Below are 18,351 nucleotides of genomic sequence, written 5' to 3' on the forward strand. Positions count from 1 at the left end.
CCGTACTCGGCCGCCGTTGGTTGCAGAACTGCAACGAACTCGCCAGACGGCCGCTACCGACCGTTCCAGTGCGCGAATTGAGCGGTCAACGATGCCAAGAGACGGATCGAGAGCGTCTCGCTCGAGAATACTATCAGTACCGAAAACAATATCGGTGTCTGATCGTTGTCGATCAGTATGAATGAGTGTTCAGCGATCGTTCTTGCGGCGGGCGAGGGGAAACGGCTTCGGCCGCTCACGAAACACCGACCGAAGCCGATGCTCCCCGCGGCGACGAAGCCGATTCTCGAGCACGTTTTTGACGCGCTGATCGAGGCGGGGGTTACCGATATTACGGTCGTCGTCGGCTACAAGCGCAACCGTGTCCAGTCACACTTCGGACCGACGTATCGCAACGTGCCGCTACAGTACGTCACCCAGCAAAAACAGCTCGGCAGCGGCCACGCGCTGCTGGCAGCGGAGTCGGCGGTCGACGGCTCACTGCTCGTCGTCAACGGCGATCAGCTGGTCGACGAGCAGATCGTCGAGGACGTTCTCGCGGCCCACGACGCGGCTGCGGCGACGCTCGGGCTGATCCGGCGAGCCGACGTCGCGAGATACGGTGGCGTCCTCCTCGAGGAGGAACGGGTGACGGAGATCGTCGAGAACCCGCGCGACGAGCGAGGGTATTGCCTCAATGCGGGCGTGTACGCGTTCGAACCAGCAATCTTCGACGCGATCCGCGCGATCGAGCCCCGGGCGGGCGAACACTCCCTCACGGATGCGATATCGACGCTCCTCGGAAACGACGAGGACGTTCGTGGAGCCGTCTCCGAGGGAACGTGGATCGATGCCACCTATCCGTGGGACCTCCTCCGGATCGCCGACGATCTGCTCGCTGACGCCTCTTCCGTCGAAAATCGGGTGTCTCCGGCAGCGTCGATCCACGACGCCGCGACGATCCTCGAACCGGTCGTCGTCGGGCCGGATTGCGTCGTCGGTCCCGGCGCCGTCGTCGGACCGAACGTCTGTCTCGGCGAGAACGTGACGATCGGCTCGAACGCGACGGTCGAGCGCTCCGTGCTCGACGCGGACACGCGAGTCGGAAGCGGCACCACCCTGTCCGACTGCGTGACCGGTCGCGGCGTGCAGATCGGCCCGAACTCGACGGTCGTCGGCGGACCGGGCGACGTCGAGGTCGGAGACGAAATCCACCGCGAGGAAGCGCTCGGTGCGGTGCTGGCAGATCACGCCCGCGACGGCGGCGGGGTGACGTACGAGTCGGGGACGATCGTCGGTTCGGGGACCGTCTGCTATAGCGGCGCGACCGTCGGCGGCACGATCCCCGGCGACACCGAGGTGCGTACCTGATGTGCGGCATCATCGGCTACGTCGGCACGGACCGCGGCGACGCCGCCGAGGTGCTGCTCGAGGGACTCTCACAGCTCGAGTATCGCGGGTACGACTCGGCCGGAATCGCGCTGGCGAACGGCGAACTCGACGTCCACAAGCGCGAGGGCGAACTCGCCGAACTCGAGGCCGCACTGTCGACGGCCCGGCTCGGCGACGAAGCCGTCGGGGTCGGGCACACGCGATGGAGTACGCACGGCCCGCCGTCGGATCGCAACGCTCACCCCCACACCGACGAGGACGGCCGGGTCGCGGTCGTTCACAACGGGATCATCGAGAACTACCAGGCGCTCCGGGACGAGCTCGCGGCCGACGGCGTCGAGTTTCGAAGCGAGACCGACACCGAGGTCGTCCCGCACCTGATCGCGACGTTCCTCGACCGAGGGTTGGCGCCGGAGACCGCGTTCCGACGGGCGATCGATCGACTCGAGGGGAGCTACGCGATCGCCGCCGTCTTCGCCGGCTCGGAGACGGTGTACGCCGCCCGCCACGAGTCGCCGCTGGTGCTCGGCGTCGCCGCCGACGGCTACTACCTCGCGAGCGACGTGCCGGCGTTCATCGAGTACACCGACCGCGTCATTTACCTCGACGACGGCGAGTTCGCCCGTCTCGAAGCCGACGAGATCGCCGTCACGGACGGGAACGGCGAGGTCGTCGAGACGTCGATCGAGACCGTCGAGTGGGACGCCGAGGACGCCGGCAAGAGCGGCTACGACCACTACATGCGCAAGGAGATCAACGAACAGCCGTCGGCCCTTCGCGAGTGTTTCCGCGGCCGACTGGACGAACTCACGGGCCGCGTCTCGCTCGAGGGATTCGACGAACTGGAGCTGTCGACCCCGATCACGTTCGTCGCCTGTGGAACGTCCGCTCACGCGGCGATGTTCGGCGCACAACTGCTCCGGAAGTGGGGCGTCCCGGCCCACGCGTTTCTGGCCAGCGAGTTCGACGCTAGGTCGATGCCCCTGGGTTCGGAATCGACGATCGTCGGCGTCACCCAGAGCGGCGAGACGGCCGACACCCTGCGTGCGCTCCGGGAGGCCAACGGCGCCGGTGCGACGACGCTCGCGGTGACCAACACGGTCGGCAGTTCGGCCGCCCGCGAGACCGACGAGACGCTGTACATCCGGGCCGGACCGGAGATCAGCGTCGCCGCGACCAAGACCTTCGCGAGCCAGCAGGCCGCACTCACGATGCTCGCCGCCGAACTGAGCGATCACCGGTCCCGGGAACTCGTCCGCGAGCTACGAGCCGTCCCCGATCGAATCCAGTCCGTCCTCGATAGCTCGAGCGCTCGAGAGATTGCCGAACTGTACTGCGACGCCGACGCCTACTTCTTCATCGGTCGGGGGGCGAACTACCCCGTCGCACTCGAGGGCGCCCTGAAGATGAAGGAGATCACCTACGAGCACGCCGAGGGGTTCGCCGCCGGCGAGTTGAAACACGGCCCGCTCGCGCTCGTCTCCGAGAACACGCCGGTGTTCGCGGTCGTCACCGGCGACGGCCGCCGCACCGAGAAGACGATCGGGAACGTCAAGGAAGTCGAAGCGCGCGGGACGCCCGTCGTCGCGGTCACCGACGGCCGCTCCGAGGTCGGACGGTACGCCGACCACGTGCTCGAGATCCCGCCGGCCGGCGACGTGACGAGCGCGATCCTCGCGAACGTCCAGCTTCAGCTCGCGGCGTACTGGACCGCCAACGAATTGGGGCGGTCGATCGACAAGCCGCGAAACCTGGCGAAGAGCGTCACAGTCGAGTAGTCCGGCAGTCAGCGGGTCCTGAAACTCGACCCACAAAATACATACCCGTAACGTAGCTCTCATCTGTACGAATTTCAGCCGATGCGGATCACCGATCCGGACACCGTTTCTTCGCAGTCTCGAGCGACGGTCCGACGCCCGACAGACACTCGAGCGAGCGTCGTCGCTGGTGAAAGCGACCGGCGCGAGCAGGACGAGGGTGAGCGCCGATGACGGTCATCGTCGACCTGACTAACGGCGTCCGCGAGGAGTTCGAAACCGTCGAAGAACTCGAATCGGGCTGGATCAGGTGTACGCGCCCTCGCAAGCAGCCGGAACCGGACCTGCCCGGCGACGAAACGACGAAGTACTATCCGCTCGAGAAGGTCGACGCTGTCGAGTCCGTCTCGAAGTAAGAAACCGTCGTGACGCGGTCGTTCGAGCGAGATAGACGTCGTATCTCTCCGCATCGATCACACGTCCGTCGGGCGTACCTGAATAGGTGGTGGGCCCCCGACACCACCACACTGTCGGTACCCGCTCTCTCACACGTCGTCGTCGCACCACGAGATCGTAATTCTGTCGGCCGACTAACCCTTGTGTCGGAGGCGTGGCGTCTGCGGGTAGACGCCGACTCGCGGTGCGTTCCGTCCGGTCTCACGCCGACTCCTTCGTCGACGAACGGGTCAGGACGTCGAGGATGGCACGGATCGCCCCGAGTCCCGGATAGCCGTCGCGACGCCAGTAGACGAGCGCGAGCGCTGCGAGCGCGAACTCGAGGAGGAAGTACGGATTGCCGAGCGATTCCTGGAAGAGTCCGATCACCGACGGCGCCCCGGACTCGTAGGGCTCGACCGGTAGCGCGGGCCAGAGGAGGAAACTCGGATCGGGAGCACCCCACAGTACGGGCACGGCGTCGACCAGCGTGTGTGAAAGCGCACCGAGTGCGAACGCGATCCCGTACTCGGGACGATCGTACCGTCGAACGAGGAGATAGACGCCGATCGAGAGCGGCACCAGAAGGAGCAACGAGTGGGCGAGGCTGCGGCCGGTCGGGATCACACCAAGATACCACGCCAGCGGTTTATCGACGAGATCCGGGAACTGCGTGCCGAGCAAGAGGATCAGGACGGTGATCTCACCCGGTGGACGGTCGAACCGCGTCCGCGTCGCGAGCGTGTAACAGAGATAACCGACTGCTGCGTGTCCGAGCGGCCACATGTAGTTCGGACGACGCGAGCGACGCCTATAACGCGTCTGATTTCTCGTCGGGTTCGTCTCGCGTCCGCTGGGCGAAAAACGATTGGACGGAGTTGTCACTAGGTTCTTATTCGCTCTTGATTTTACCAGTTTTTGTGGCGATAGAAGTCACAGTCAGTAAACTATGAACCATTCCGACCACGATTCTGAACAGCGGGACGTAACGCGGCGGACCCTCCTGCAGGTAACGGCAGCAGGGACGGCCGGGCTCTCGATGTCCGGCCTCGCGTCAGCCGACGACGATCCGATCGACGGTCCACTTCCGGTCGAGGACCCGCCGGTAGACTTCGTCTGTGACCCGGACAACACCGAGCACTACACCGAGGTATCCGCCGAACCGACCCACGAGTTCGGAGAGGAGGAGACGATCGAACTCGAGAGCGAACAGGACGGGAAGAAGATCCAACTCGGGGTCCTGAAACCCGACCTCGAGGACGAGGAGACGGCGCCCGTCATTCTGCGGGCAACCCCCTACGTCGACGACCTCCGGGAGAAGTCGCTGCGGGACTGCGTGCGCACCGAACGGCTCACCGAGAACTACGTCGAGCAGGGGTACGCCGTCGCCGCCGTCGCCGTCCGCGGAACCGGCGGTTCGGGCGGCTGTATGGAGCTGTTCGGCCCCAACGAGCAGGCCGACGTTGACCAGACGGTGACCTATCTCGGCGAGGCCGACTGGTCGAACGGAAACGTCGCCATCGTCGGCCGCTCCTACGACGGTTCGACGCCGTGGATGGCGGCCCGGATGGGGAACCCGTACCTGGCGACGGTCGTCCCGTTCTCCGGCGTGCCGGACATGCACGATCTGATGTACCGGCGCGGCGCACCCGAGCCCCGCGGGTACGCGATCCTGCCGGGACTGTACTACGCCATCTCGCTCGGCATCCATTCGCCCGCGACCGGGGTCGGGCTGGCGACCTACCTCGAGCGCCTCTCCTGTCCCGACAACTACACCGACGGCTCGGTCTGGTCGCTGTACGCGGGTGCGACCGGCGAGCGCGACCCGAGCGGCTACTGGACCGAGCGCATCCTCAAGCGCGGCGTCGCCCGCAACTACGACGGTAGCGTCCTGATGGTCCACGGGCTCCAGGACTGGAACGTCAACCCCTCGCAGGTGTACCCGTGGACGGACGAACTTCGCGAGGCCGGCATCAGGACCCACATCTACTTCAAGCAGTTCGGGCACCACTATCCCGACGACGGTCGAATTCGGGAGACCGACGCCTACAACGAGAACTGGGCGGACTTCCTGCTCGCCTGGTTCGAGAGCGAACTGAAGGGACGCGACGAGGGCGTCGTCGAGGACGAGATCGACACGGTGGACGTCTTCGACGCCTCCGTCCACGCCCACCACTCCGGGGGCGAGTGGTACACCGCCGACGAGTGGCCGCCCGCGAAAGCGGCGGAGACCGAACTCTTCCTCGGCACCGACGAGGATCTGCGCGCAACGCCCGACCCCGAGACCGACGAGGAGATCGTCTACGTCGACGAGACGCGGGAGTACGATCCGACCCAACCCTCGGATCCGGAGCCTGGCTGTCGGGCGTGTGCGACGTTCGTCTCCGCGCCGTTCGACGACGACTTCCGGTTCGCGGGCGAACCCGAACTCACGCTCACGGTAACGCCGACGACCTCGGGCGGTCACCTCACGGTCTACCTGTGGGCCGTCGACGAAGACGACGAGGCCGAACGCCTCGGCTGGGGGCAGATCGACCTGCGGTACGCCGACGACTCCCCCGCTGCGGAGTATCCCACCCCCGGCGAGGAGCTGGACGTCCGCCTGCCGATCGAGCCCCTCGACGCGGTCGTCCCCGAGGGTCACCATCTCGCCGTCGTCCTCCACCAGGGGACGACCGGCGACCGAACCTACTCGCCGACGCCGGCGCCCGTCGTCGTCGAGACCGGCGGCGAGAACGGGATGTCGCTGCAGGCGTGGAACGCCGCGGTCCCTCGAGCGAGCCTCGATCTCAGCGCGGCGCGCGACGACAGCGGCTCGGTGTTTACCGGGGGCCAGACAAACCGAACCGACCTCGACGTGACGGTCCGGCACCCGGACGACGAGACGTTCCTCGTCCGTGACACGGTGCCGTCAGGGTGGACCGTCGACGAGGAATACGGTGACGGCGCCGCGACGACGCCGGCGTCGGACGGTGCCACGCACGTCCACTTCGGACTCGAGGATCCCCGGAGCGAGTACGACGTCACCCACTTCGCGACGGCACCCGACGACCTCGAGGAGTCGGACGAGTACGCGTTCGGCCCGGTCGCGGTGACGACGGAGACGGCTGATCCGCGGTCGGACGACGCCCCGACGCTGACCGACCGCGAGTGGACGGTCCTCGAGGAGACCGATCGAGACGTGACCGTCGCTGCGGCGGACATCTAGCACTACTGCCCGGATCGAAGCCGGACCGTCCGCCGAAGTGATCGGCGTGTCGACTCCGATCGCAGCCACCGGCATCGAGGATCGCCGTTCGTCTCGACTTCCATCGCTACTTCCGGTAGCTTTATCGTGTGAGGAGTTGACACGATCTACCCCATGGTTGGCAAACTCATCGCCCTGTTCACCCTGCTCCTGCTGGTGCTCTTTCTCGCGGGAGCGCCGGCGGTCGCCGAGTTCACGACGACGCAGCTGTGCGGGCCGCTCGAGTCGCTCGAGTGTTGATCGCGTTCGACGGCTCGGGCGATCCCGGGAAGATCGACGCCGTCCGAGAGGGACCGGCGCGGTCGGAGGGTGCCGCCGGTCGTATCCTCAGTTGACAGCAATCAGATCGTCGGTTTCCTGCAGTTCGCGTTCGAAAAAGGCGCGGTTCTCGCGGATCGTCTCTTCGTCCCACTCCCACCACTCGAGTTCCAGGAGGTGCTCTCTCACCCCCTCGGGGAATCGCCAGCCGATCCGTTCGGCCGGGACCCCCGCGACGATAGCGTACGGCTCGACGTCGTCGGTGACGACCGACCCGGCACCGATGGCGGCGCCGTCGCCGATCGTTACCCCGGAGAGTATCGTCGTCCGGGTGCCGATCCAGACGTCGCTGCCGACCGTGATCGGCCCGTCCGACGCCGGCGGCAGTTCGCTGTCGAGGACCTCGTCGTAGAACCGGATCTGCATCGACGGCTGCGACATCTTGTGGTTCGTCTGCTGGAACGTCGTCTCCCTGGCGATCGCGCAGTACTTCCCGATTTCGACGTCTCCGACCAGATCACAGTCGGGCTCGAGATTCGTCCGTTTTTGGACGGTGACGTCGCCGTCGAGCACGCAGCCGCGACTCAGTCTCGTGTGCGGACCGAGTTCCACCTGCCGTCGGAGCAGACAGCCGATCGAGACCCGCGCGGATGGAGCGATATCCAGATCCATCGAATCGAAGTACCGGTTGAGCACCGCGTGTGTCACAGCGGGATACCCGAGTATCGACAGTGACCGTTCTACGATGGTCCGGAGGGCCATGCGCGTTGTATTACCTCACTATTTCCCTTATATAATTTAGACGTACACGTGATATAGGGTCGGAGAGACGCTTCTTCAAGACGCACCTACTCGAATAGGTACCGGAAAACCTCGGGTAGACCACCGTTTCACGCGCTACAATTACGATTCGCGACACGGCGGGAGATCCCCGATAGCGTGGTACGTCACCCGCACCAGCCGCCGTCTCGACGGAAGGCGATCGTTCAGATCGTGCGCCGGCGCGTCGTGACACTCCGTCGTCGCCGTCCGCCACGATAAGCCCGTCAACACCGCCGACGGACGCTCGTAACCGGTATTCGCGACGGGAGCCGGACGGACATCGTCGGTGGTCGAGCCGGTTCGGACGACGAGGCACGCGTGTCGGCCGCGTTCGATCCTGGTACCGGGATACCGGCGCAGTAAAAATGGTCGCGCTGGAGGTACACAGCGCATAACAATCCGTCGAACCGGGCTGTCCTCGAATGGACAATGGACCGACGAACGTATCTTGCAACAGGAGCGGTGGTCGCCCTCGCCGGCTGTAGCGAACTCGGCGGACCGGGCGAAGCCGACGACGAGGATCCCGAGGACGACGAACGGAACGGAGACGACACGAACGGCGAGGACGAGTCGGACGACTACCCCGAACTGGCCGGCACGTTCGACGACTTCGAGGACCTCGAGCCCTGGGTGGCGTTCCAGGACATCGGCTCGATCGAGGCGGATACGGAGCGCGCATACGACGGCTCGCAGTCCGCCCGCCTGACTCCGGACGCGGAGGGTCACGTCCGAGTGCGTCGCGAACTGGACGACCCGATCGACATCACCGAAGTGACTCCCGGACTCGCCATGACCGCCGAGGACCGCGGAATCGTACTCATCCAGCTCCAGGACGAGAGCGGGGACTACGTCGAGTACAGCCAGCAGGTGCTCGGAGACATGCCTCTCGCCCGCAAGAACTTCGGACCCACTCGCGTGCGCGGCGAGCCCGACCTGGAGAACATCATCGTCTTACAAATCATTCGCTGGTTCGGCAGCGACGAGGCCGTTGCCGGGGAGGAGGACGAGGAACTCGAGGAGAGCGACGGCGCCGCCGACGACGCCACCGATCAGATGTGGGTCGACGACTTCCACTTCGTTCCCAACACTAACCCGGGCAAAGTGATGATACAGTTCCACGGCGGGTACGAGACGCACTACACGGAGGCGTACCCGCGAATCGCCGAGACCGACTATCCGGCGACGACGTTCGTGCCGACCGGCCGCCTTCGGGAGGACCCCGCCGTCGAGGGCGACCGACTCACCCACGAACAGGTCGGCGAACTCGCCGACGAGGGGTGGACCATCGGCGCGCAGCCGGCCAACGGGCTGCAGCTTCAGACCGTCGAGTCGGACAGGGTCGAGGAGGTCGTCACCGAGCCGGCAGACTGGCTCGCCGACGAAGGCTACGACGACGGCGCCCGGTTCTTCGCGTTCCCCGCCTCGCAGTACACCGAGGAGTCGTACGAGGCCGTCCAGGACACCTACGACCTCGCGTTCGCGGGGCAGTCGCCGTGTCAGGGGTACGCCGGGAATCCACACCTTTGTTCGACCGTCCCGAACCCGACGCCGGACGAGGCGACGGAGCTACTCGAGTGGACCGCGGAGCACGGCGGGATCACGTCGATCGCGTTCTACCAGCTCGAGGAGAGCGACGCTCTCGGCGGCCTCGAGGCGACCCTCGACGGGCTCGACGAGTACGTCGACTCGGGCGACCTCGAGGTGATCACGCCCGCGGAGATGGCCGACGAGTACGTCTACGAGGACGACTAGACTCGTCCGACCGATCGGAACGAACGGCGCCTCCGGACGGATCGAGCGCCGATCGAACACGACCTCCGCGAGGGAGGCTCCACCGGGACGAACCGACGCTTGCGACGTTTTTCGACGGACTTCTCGAAGGACGACCGAGAGCCATCGCCGAGCGCGAGCAGCCCGACACGAACGTACGAACGATCGCGCCCATTGCTACCAGCCGACGCTTCTTTTTCGGAGTCAGATATCCAAAAATTCGATCGATTTGCGACGGGCGTACGGATAAGATGTATTAAGTCGGTATTATTCTGCCCGTGCTTCCGCCAGAGTCGCTATTTATTTTATTTCATAAACACAAGCCTTTATGAGATCTCATCTGTACACATACTATCCGTGCCAGAGCATGATCTCGCAGATATTCGCTCCAGCGGTCGACAAACGTTTCCGGAACGGTGGTTCTGATGAGTAATAAGAAAGAGGAGTGGAAGGAGGGGCTGTACGGCGACGAGGTCCGGGAAAAGATTCTCGAGTTCGCCGACCGCGGTTGGGAGTCGATCCCCGAGGACGAACGCGACGAGTGGTTCACCCGGTTCAAGTTCTGGGGTCTCTTCCACCACCGATCGGGTCAGGAGTCGTACTTCATGATGCGGCTGACCAATTGCGGCGGCGTGCTCGAGCCCGGTCAACTTCGAGCGATCGGCGAGGTCGCCCGCGACTACGCGGTCGGCCCCGTCGAGAACCCCGAGTTCGGCAACGCCTGGATCGACCTCACGACCCGGCAGTCGATCCAACTTCACTGGCTCAAACTCGAGGACGTTCCCGAGATCTGGGCGAAACTCGAGGACGCCGGCGTCTCCTCCCGGTCGGCCGGCGGTGACACGATGCGCAACGTCTCGGGCTGTCCCGTCGCGGGCAAGGGCGAGGAGTACGTCGAGAGCCGCGAGATCTTGGACGAGATCCAGGCGGAGATCCGCGGCGACGACGACCTCTGCAACATGCCGCGGAAGTTCAATATCTCGGTCTCGGGCTGCCGTCAGGGCTGTGCCCAGGACGCGATCAACGACATCGGTCTCGAGCCCGCCCACAAGCTCATCGACGGATCGGAGGTCGAGGGCTTCAACGTCCGCGTCGGCGGCGGTCTCGGCGGCCGAAAACCGCGTCGCGCCCGCCCGCTCGACCTGTTCGTCCGCCCCGAACGCGCCGTCGAGACGGTGCGAGCGTTCGTCGAATGCTACCACGAGGAGGGGAACCGGCAGAACCGGTCGAAGAACCGCGCCCGGTTCTTCGTCGACGAACTGGGGACCGACGAGATCCGCGGCATGCTCGAGGAGCGACTCGAGTTCGACCTCGAGCCCGCGGGGACGGACTTCCGCGGCGAGTACACGTACAACGCCGGCCGGCCGACCGACCGCGGTGCCCACGACCACGTCGGCGTCTACGACCAAGCCGACGGGAAGAACTACGTCGGCCTCTCGGTACCGGTCGGACGACTTCCGGCGGACGAGGCGATCGACCTCGCCGACCTCGCCGATGCGTACGGCTCGGGCGAGGTCCGACTCACCCGCCGTCAGAACCCGCTGGTGATGGACGTCCCCGACGACGCGCTCGACGACCTGCTCGCCGAGCCGCTGCTCGAGAAACACAAGCCCGAGCCCAACCCCTTCGTCCAGGGGACGATGGCCTGCACCGGGACGGAGTTCTGCTCGCTCGCGCTCACCGAGACGAAGGCCCGGACGGCCCGGGTGCTGCGGTGGCTCGGCGAGAACGTCTCGCTCCCCGACGACGTCGAGCGGATCAAGATCCACTACTCGGGCTGTACCGCGGACTGCGGTCAGGCGATGACGGCCGACATCGGGCTGCAGGGGATGCGCGCCCGCAAGGACGGCGAGATGGTCGAAGCGCTGGACGTCGGCGTCGGCGGCGGAATGGGCACGGATCCTTCGTTCGTCGAGTGGATCCGCCAGCGCCTTCCCGCCGACGAACTGCCGGGGCTGCTCCGGAACCTCCTCGAGTCGTACGCCGCGCTCCGCGAGGAGGGCCAGCCCTTCCGCGAGTGGGTCGAGGCCACCGGCCACGAGACGCTGGTCGAACTCGCCGAGCCCGAGGAAGTCACGGGATACACGGATCCGTGTCTGGCCGACGGCAAGCAGTCGTGGTACCCCTTCGACGACGGAACGAGCCCGGCGCCGACGGCTCCCGACGGAACGCCGCTGGAGGCCGACGATTGACCATGCGTCGCCAGCTCGACGTGACCGCCTACACCACGTTCGACCGCGTCGACGCCCGCGCGACGGGCGACGGCTGGACCGACGAGGCGGTCGCCGTCCTCGACGTTGAATCCCCGCGGGACGAGCGAACGGTGACGCTCGGCCTCGAACTCGATCCCGTCGAACTCGAGCACCTCGATCCGCACGCCGATACCGTCCTGCTGACGCCCGGGCAGGCGCGGGTGCTCGCCGCGGAACTGGAGGCGGCCGCCGCCGCCGCCGAGAGCGGCGAGGCGATGACCAGCGGGAGACGGTGAGCACCCGGTGAGATGATGATCGAACACATCCGCTTCTTGAGAAGCCACGAACCGCCCCGCGCCAGACGCGCGCGTGATCGGCCGTGAGCGACTGGGTCTCGACGACGTGCATGCGCTGTGCCGTCGGCTGCGGACACATGCACCGGGGCGCCGACGTCAGCTACGGAATCGACACCGTCCGCGGCGACGCCGCCCACCCCGTCAACCAGGGGTTGGCGTGTGCGCGCGGCATCAGTGAGAGCAAGGACCCCGAGGGCGACTGGCTCACCCAGCCGCTCGTCCGCCGCGGCGGAGAGCTTCGCCGGACGACCTGGGACATCGCCCTCGCACACGCACTCGAGGGGCTCCAGCGGGCCCACAAGCGGGCTCCGGACGCCGTCGCCGTTCTCGGCAGCGGCCAGCAGACCAACGAGGCCGCCTACGCGCTCGGAAAGGTCGCCCGCGGCGGCTTCGGTACCCGACACTACGACGCCAACACGACGCTGTGTATGGCCAGCGCGGTGACGGCGTACTACCAGGCCTTCGGCAGCGACGCCCCGCCCTGTACCTACGCCGACATCGACGAGGCCGAGCGACACGTCATCTGGGGGGCCAATCCCGCGGTCGCCCACCCAGTCCTGTTTCGCTGGCTCAAGCGGCGAGCGGCGGAAGAGGACGTCGAGATCGTCGTCGTCGACCCGGTACGCTCCGAGACCGCGGAGAATGCCGAACGACACGTCGCACCCGATCCGGGTATGGATCTCGCCTTGGCCCGTGCGGTCCTCGCCCGACTCGTCGACGCCGACCGCCTCGACGAGGCGTTCCTCGAGGAGGCGACCGACGGGTTCGACGAGCTTCGCGACGTGCTCCCCGACGCCGACTCCGCCGCCGACGCGGCTGGCGTCGAGATGGCCGACGTCGACCTCCTCGCGGACGCGCTCGACCGGCGGGCGCTCGTCTACTGGGGGATGGGCGTCAACCAGCACGTCCAGGGGACCGAGACGGCGCGGGCGCTGATCGACCTGACGCTGGCGACCGGCAACCTCCGCCCCGGCGGCGGCCCGTTCTCGCTCACCGGCCAGGCGAACTCCATGGGAACCCGCGTCTGCTCCTCGAAGGGAACCTGGCCCGGCCAGCGCCCGTTCACCGATCCCGACCACCGGCGAACCGTCGCCGACCACTGGGACGTGCCGGTCGACCGCCTGCCAGGCGATACGGGGCCGGGGCCGGTCGGCATCCTCGAGGCGGACGACGTCGAGGCGGTCTGGACCGTCGCGACCAACCCCGTCGCCGGGATGCCCGACGCCGACACCGCTCGCGAGGCACTCGAGGACGCCTTCGTCGTCGCCCAGGACGCCTTTCACACGGAGACGACGGCGGTCGCCGACGTGGTCCTTCCCGCGGCGACCTGGGGCGAGTCCGAGGGAACGACGACGAATATGGAACGCACCATCTCACGCGTGCGTGCGGCCACCGATATCCCGGGCGGCGTGCGCCCGGACCTCGAGATCATCGCCACGATCGGTTCACGGCTCTTTCCGGAGCTCTTCGAGACCGGATCGCCGGAGCCGGCGGCGGTCTTCGACGAGTTCACCGCGCTGACGGCGGGGACCGCCGCCGACTGTTCGGGCATCACGTACGAACGACTCGAGGAGGCTCACGCGGTTCGCTGGCCGGCTCCCGACGAAACGAGCGCCGGCGGCTACCGGTACTACGAGGACGAGTCGTGGGCGTTCCCGACCGAGACCGGCAACGCTCAGTTCTCGACCGGGCGACAGGCGTCGCTTCCCGAACCGGTCGACGACGAGTTCGACCTCGTCCTGACGACGGCCCGCGAGGCCGACGGCTACAACACCGGCGTCCGTTCGCGCGGCGGCTCAAGCGGCGAACTGGTCGCGCGCATCCATCCGGATACCGTCGACGCCTCTGTCGACACTAGGGAGGACAATCGCGTCACCATCACCTCGCGGCGCGGCAGCGTTACGGCTTACGTCGACCGGGACGAGGGAATTCCGCGGGGAATGGTCTGGCTTCCAATTCACCGTCCGGCAACGAATCGACTGACCCTCTCCGACCGTGACCCGCAGTCGAAGGAGCCGCACTTCAAACAGTGTGCCGTCCGGCTGGCGACTCCGGAGGCAGCCCTCCCGCCTGCAACGGCCGATTGAGAGAGCAGCGCGTCTCCGTTACGGGCGCTGGTATTCCGGTCAGTTTTCGTCGAATCGGCCGTCCAGTAAACCTGCGCATCGACGGCTATAACCGGGAGAGTCGGGGTCGCGGACGTCGTGGCTTTCGCCTCCTTTTCGCGTCGCTTCCGACCCTCCGACGACCGTCCCCCGATCCTACAGCTATCCCTCATCACTCCGTATTGGCCCTCTTCACGAGTGGCACGCGATCGGTCGTCTCTGCGTGACAGCAGTCAGGAAGGTCGAAACGTTTCGGCGACCTGTCGTCGGCGGCAGTCTGTCCGTTATCAGGGGCACCCGCGTGAAACACGATTATTATTAGCCTTTGGTTGCATCAACCCGTATGGGGTATCACCTGATCAGTCCGGACGATATCGATCCGCTGTCTGATCGTCCGGTGGATGCACGATCCGTTAGTGATGCTGCGGGACTGGAGAACGTAGGTTTGCGTCTCTACGAAGCCAGTCCGGGAGAACAACTCCCGCTCGCATACCACTACCACGAGCAGCAGGAGGAGGCGTTCTACGTCACTGAAGGGGTGCTCCACGTTGAGACGCCCGACGAGGAGTACGTCGTCGAGGCTGGCAACGTATTCGTCGCCGAACCGTCGAGCCCCCACCGCGCCTACAACCCGACGAGCGCCAGCGGACCGGTTCGCGTCCTCGCCGTCGGCGCGCCGGCCGTTAGTGACGCCGAACCGTACGAATCGTCGTAGAAAACGGTCAGAAGGCGAAAACGGCCTCTTCCGACGTGGTCGGTTTCGGGTAAGCACCGGCGAGTGCTGCACACGCGCTGTACGTTCAGTAAGGCTCTGCAAACACCATCCGTAGCTGATAGTAACCCCCGGCGTTCAGTTCGAACCTGTACGGAACGGATACCGTCAGTTGCTCTCGGCAGGTTCACTCCCTACCGGTCACACCGGGATCGGTCGCTCGAGGTCGCTCTCACGGATCCGAAGTCGGATACCGTCCGGGTCGGTCGTCTCGAATCCGTCGCCGTCCGCTTCGTCGGCGGTATCGGACCCCCGCTGCTCGAGTCGCTCGCGAAGCGCGGCAAGCGCGCCCGCATCGGGAACGAGGAGTTCGAACCATTCGAGTCCGCGTCCTCTCGGCGGCACCGACCGGCTTCCCCACACGTTCAGCCCGAGATGGTGGTGGTAGCCGTCGGCGGCGACGAAGAGCGCCGAATCGTCGAACCGCTGTTTGATCCCCATTCCGAGAGCATCGACGTAGAACTCCCGCGCTGCCGGCAGCGAGGACACCTCGAGGTGGACGTGGCCGACGGTCGTCGCGTCGGGAGTCGACTCCCGTCCCTGACCGGCGCTCCGGACGCCCTCGAGGTCGAGCGGCTCCGTTCCGATTCCGATCGTGCCGTCGTCGGCGACGGGCCACTCCTCGCGGGGCCGGTCGCAGTACACCTCGACCCCGTTCCCCTCGGGATCCGAGAGGTACAGCGCCTCGCTCACGACGTGGTCCGCCGAGCCGTCGAGTTGCCAGCGGTCCTCGATTCGCTCGAGGGCGTCGCCGAGCGCCGCCCGCGACGGGACGAGAAACGCCGTGTGGAACAGTCCCGTCTCGTCCGCTCCCCGGGGAGCGGCCTTCGGATCCTCGACGAGCACGACGAGCGGTTCTTCGCCCGCGGCGAGGACTGCACGGTCGTCGCGTCGCTCCCGGACGTCGAGTCCGATCACCGTCTCGTAGAACCGGCTGACCCGCTCGAGATTACGTACCCGAAGCGCGACGCGTCCGATCCTCGCCGCGGCCGGCAGGGAACTCTCAGCAGTCATTACGTTGGTACTCGAGTGCCCGTCGGTTAGGACTTTCCGCACCGGTGAATCGCTATCTGATGCGGATACTGTTCGTCGAATCGTGCCGCTCGCTACGGAGAACCGTCGGTTGCGAGGTGACGCGTGAAGGAAGGAAGGTGCCTGCCGACTGCGGCCGTCGACAGACGCATCACTGAACCGGTTGCAATCGACCAGCAGGGCGACTATCGACCGACAACACGGTAGTCCCCTACGTCCTCGCTGGTCGTTTTCCACTTCGACTGCTCCGGAAAGTACCCGTCGAATTCGAAATCGGAACGACAGCTGAACAGTCGTGCAAACTCGAACGTCCGGTCCGTTGACCGACGTCCGATAAACTGGATCCGGGGATGTCGGAACCGTCATTCGGACACCAGATGGACGGCCGGTACGCTTTCGGCGTCTACCGCCACGTAGAGGTGGCCCGTATCGGGTGCGACCTCGACGTCGCGAATCCGCCATCCGCAGTCGTCCGGCAGCGGCTCGAGTTCGTCAGCGGGTCCCGTACTATGCGCGTTTTTCGCGGGAGCGAGACTCTGTTACGAGCTGGTATGTCAATGCGGAAAATTCTTCCCCCGACGAGATAAATAAAAAACAATAGGTTAGTAATCCTCCGGTTCACACTGGGGAGCAGGGGCGAACGGGTCGAGAGTGGGCGAACCAGCAACACCGAACCACGCAGGTACCAGAATGTGCGCACTCGAAATTTCCGTTACCGGATCCGATAACGACGAACTGACCGCTGTCGAACGAGAACTCCTCGCGAAAGTCGTTCACGACTCGCTGGCTAGCCACTTCGACGTGTATCCCGACTCGGTCGCTGTCCACACGACGGTGGATAGCTGACTCGAGACGCCTCCGAACGGACCATCGGCGGCGGTGGAGAACGATCTCGGCGGGGCGTCTCGATCAGTCGTTCGGCGGGGTGAATCAGTTCGAAGATCAGTGAGGCGGTGGTGTTCGATAGAGTGCTATAGTACCAACTGAAACGATTTCCACACCGATCGCACTGTCCGCGGTTCGGAGCGAGCGAAGCGAGCGAGAACCGCGCACCCGTCGTGCGAGCGGGCGCGCAGTGACTTTCAGCGGCTACTATCGTTCTCGACCCGGCGAGTGGCGTCGATCACCACCTCGAGTTCGGACATCGGTTCGGCGTTCGCTGCTAGTGGCGCTGTCCTGTGTCCGCCCGGGGAGCGGGCATCTCACCGGCTGACCTGTCGACTGTTCGCTCGCGAACAACAGTCACAACTGCTGACTACCGGATTCGAGCCGGCTCGGAGTAGCCGGATGGGTGGGCGTTACAATACTGCTCACACTGCTATCGGCGTCTGGATCGACTGCTAGCCACGCTCACAACACGATCATGCAACGCAATAACTCCTGCTCGCAGCCGTCTTCGAATCGGGCCAGCACCGAGTCAGCACCGCCAGCCTGTGGACGCCCGGACGACCGCACCGTCGCGATCCATCAGCCGAACTACCTGCCGTGGCTCGGCTACTTCCACAAACTGCACCGAAGTGACGTCTTCGTCGTTCTCGACGATGTCGAATACACGTCCAACTCCTGGATCAATCGCAACAAGATCAAGACGCCCGACGGGTGGACGTGGCTCACCGTCCCCGTTCGCAGTTCCGACGAGTCGATCGCAGCCGTCGAGATCGCAGACGACGAGTGGCGGGACACACATCGCAAGAGTCTCCAGCAGAACTACGGTAAGGCGGCGTACTTCGACGAGACCATCGAGTTCTTCGAGCGGACGTACGCGCGGTCGTGGGACTCGCTGTGCGAACTGAACGTCCATCTGGTCCAGGAACTCGCCGACCGGATCGGCCTCGAGTGTACGTTCGTTCGCGCGTCGACGCTCGACGTCGACGCCACGAACAGCGAACGCATCGTCCGACTCTGCGAGGAATCGGGTGCCGACCGATACCTTTCCGGAGACGGTGCCCGATCTTACAACGACCGTTCGAAGTTCGAGGCAGCCGACGTCAGTCTCGAATATCAGTCGTTCGACCACCCTCAATACGAACAGCGGTTCGACGGCTTCGTTCCAAACCTCTCCATCGTCGACGCGCTGATGAACGTCGGTCCGGATGGGACGTTCGACCTGTTGCGGTCAGCACCCGACGGATAAGTCACACCGACCGAAGGGCGACGAGCGCGCGGCGTTCGTTCGCCACGACGTCTGCCCCGGTCAGCGCGACACTGATGGCACCCCTGATTGATTGTTCCTG

General features: G+C 65.6%; 14 protein-coding genes. 11 read left to right on the plus strand and 3 right to left on the minus strand.

What is annotated here, in order from left to right:
* Positions 1–177 precede the first annotated feature (177 nt).
* The 3 genes from NED97_RS10880 to NED97_RS10890 all read left to right on the plus strand — a co-directional run bounded on the left by NED97_RS10880 (position 178) and on the right by NED97_RS10890 (position 3,544).
* Positions 178–1,350, plus strand: a complete 1,173-nt coding sequence (locus NED97_RS10880; RefSeq protein WP_252487068.1) for a sugar phosphate nucleotidyltransferase — start codon at positions 178–180, stop codon at positions 1,348–1,350.
* Positions 1,350–3,149, plus strand: a complete 1,800-nt coding sequence (gene glmS, locus NED97_RS10885) for a glutamine--fructose-6-phosphate transaminase (isomerizing) (RefSeq protein WP_252487069.1) — start codon at positions 1,350–1,352, stop codon at positions 3,147–3,149. Before NED97_RS10880 ends, glmS begins: the two co-directional genes overlap by 1 nt.
* 209 nt (positions 3,150–3,358) lie before the next feature.
* Positions 3,359–3,544 carry a hypothetical protein gene (locus NED97_RS10890; protein WP_252487070.1) on the plus strand — a complete coding sequence of 62 codons (186 nt, stop codon included), beginning with the start codon at positions 3,359–3,361 and terminating at the stop codon, positions 3,542–3,544.
* 241 nt (positions 3,545–3,785) lie between these two features.
* Here the strand turns inward: NED97_RS10890 and NED97_RS10895 are convergent, their stop codons facing one another.
* On the minus strand, positions 3,786–4,349 hold the full coding sequence (locus NED97_RS10895) for a metal-dependent hydrolase (protein ID WP_252487071.1): 564 nt from the start codon (positions 4,347–4,349) through the stop codon (positions 3,786–3,788).
* A 163-nt stretch (positions 4,350–4,512) separates the two neighbouring features.
* Between NED97_RS10895 and NED97_RS10900 the strand changes: the two genes are divergently transcribed.
* The gene (locus tag NED97_RS10900) at positions 4,513–6,771 is read left to right on the plus strand and encodes a CocE/NonD family hydrolase (RefSeq protein ID WP_252487072.1); all 2,259 of its coding nucleotides are present in this window, start codon (positions 4,513–4,515) and stop codon (positions 6,769–6,771) included.
* A gap of 153 nt (positions 6,772–6,924) precedes the next feature.
* Positions 6,925–7,050, plus strand: coding sequence for a hypothetical protein (locus NED97_RS23105; RefSeq protein ID WP_256493251.1), 126 nt, complete (start codon positions 6,925–6,927; stop codon positions 7,048–7,050).
* 87 nt (positions 7,051–7,137) lie between these two features.
* Here NED97_RS23105 and NED97_RS10905 read toward each other — a convergent pair whose 3' ends face one another.
* Positions 7,138–7,830, minus strand: a complete 693-nt coding sequence (locus tag NED97_RS10905) for a CatB-related O-acetyltransferase (protein WP_252487073.1) — start codon at positions 7,828–7,830, stop codon at positions 7,138–7,140.
* Positions 7,831–8,319: 489 nt separating this feature from the next.
* On the opposite strand from NED97_RS10905, the gene NED97_RS10910 reads away from it, so the two are divergent.
* The 5 genes from NED97_RS10910 (at position 8,320) to NED97_RS10930 (ending at position 15,028) form a co-directional block, all read left to right on the plus strand.
* Positions 8,320–9,642: a polysaccharide deacetylase family protein gene (locus tag NED97_RS10910; protein ID WP_252487074.1), complete on the plus strand. Its 1,323-nt coding sequence runs from the start codon at positions 8,320–8,322 to the stop codon at positions 9,640–9,642.
* Between the two features lie 443 nt (positions 9,643–10,085).
* Entirely contained in the window at positions 10,086–11,852 is a 1,767-nt protein-coding gene (locus NED97_RS10915) for a nitrite/sulfite reductase (protein ID WP_252487075.1), read from the plus strand.
* Between the two features lie 2 nt (positions 11,853–11,854).
* On the plus strand, positions 11,855–12,148 hold the full coding sequence (locus NED97_RS10920) for a DUF6360 family protein (protein ID WP_252487076.1): 294 nt from the start codon (positions 11,855–11,857) through the stop codon (positions 12,146–12,148).
* 137 nt (positions 12,149–12,285) lie between these two features.
* A complete protein-coding gene (nasA, locus tag NED97_RS10925; protein WP_345781240.1) occupies positions 12,286–14,295 on the plus strand; it encodes an assimilatory nitrate reductase NasA in 2,010 nt (669 codons plus the stop codon).
* 361 nt (positions 14,296–14,656) lie between these two features.
* On the plus strand, positions 14,657–15,028 hold the full coding sequence (locus NED97_RS10930) for a cupin domain-containing protein (RefSeq protein ID WP_252487077.1): 372 nt from the start codon (positions 14,657–14,659) through the stop codon (positions 15,026–15,028).
* Between the two features lie 198 nt (positions 15,029–15,226).
* On the opposite strand, the gene NED97_RS10935 is transcribed toward NED97_RS10930, so the two are convergent.
* Positions 15,227–16,099 carry a VOC family protein gene (locus NED97_RS10935; RefSeq protein WP_252487078.1) on the minus strand — a complete coding sequence of 291 codons (873 nt, stop codon included), beginning with the start codon at positions 16,097–16,099 and terminating at the stop codon, positions 15,227–15,229.
* 1,381 nt (positions 16,100–17,480) lie between these two features.
* Between NED97_RS10935 and NED97_RS10940 the strand changes: the two genes are divergently transcribed.
* On the plus strand, positions 17,481–18,251 hold the full coding sequence (locus NED97_RS10940; protein WP_252487079.1) for a WbqC family protein: 771 nt from the start codon (positions 17,481–17,483) through the stop codon (positions 18,249–18,251).
* Positions 18,252–18,351 lie beyond the last annotated feature (100 nt).

It is taken from the genome of Natronococcus sp. CG52 (assembly GCF_023913515.1).
GTDB classification, from domain to species: domain Archaea; phylum Halobacteriota; class Halobacteria; order Halobacteriales; family Natrialbaceae; genus Natronococcus; species Natronococcus zhouii.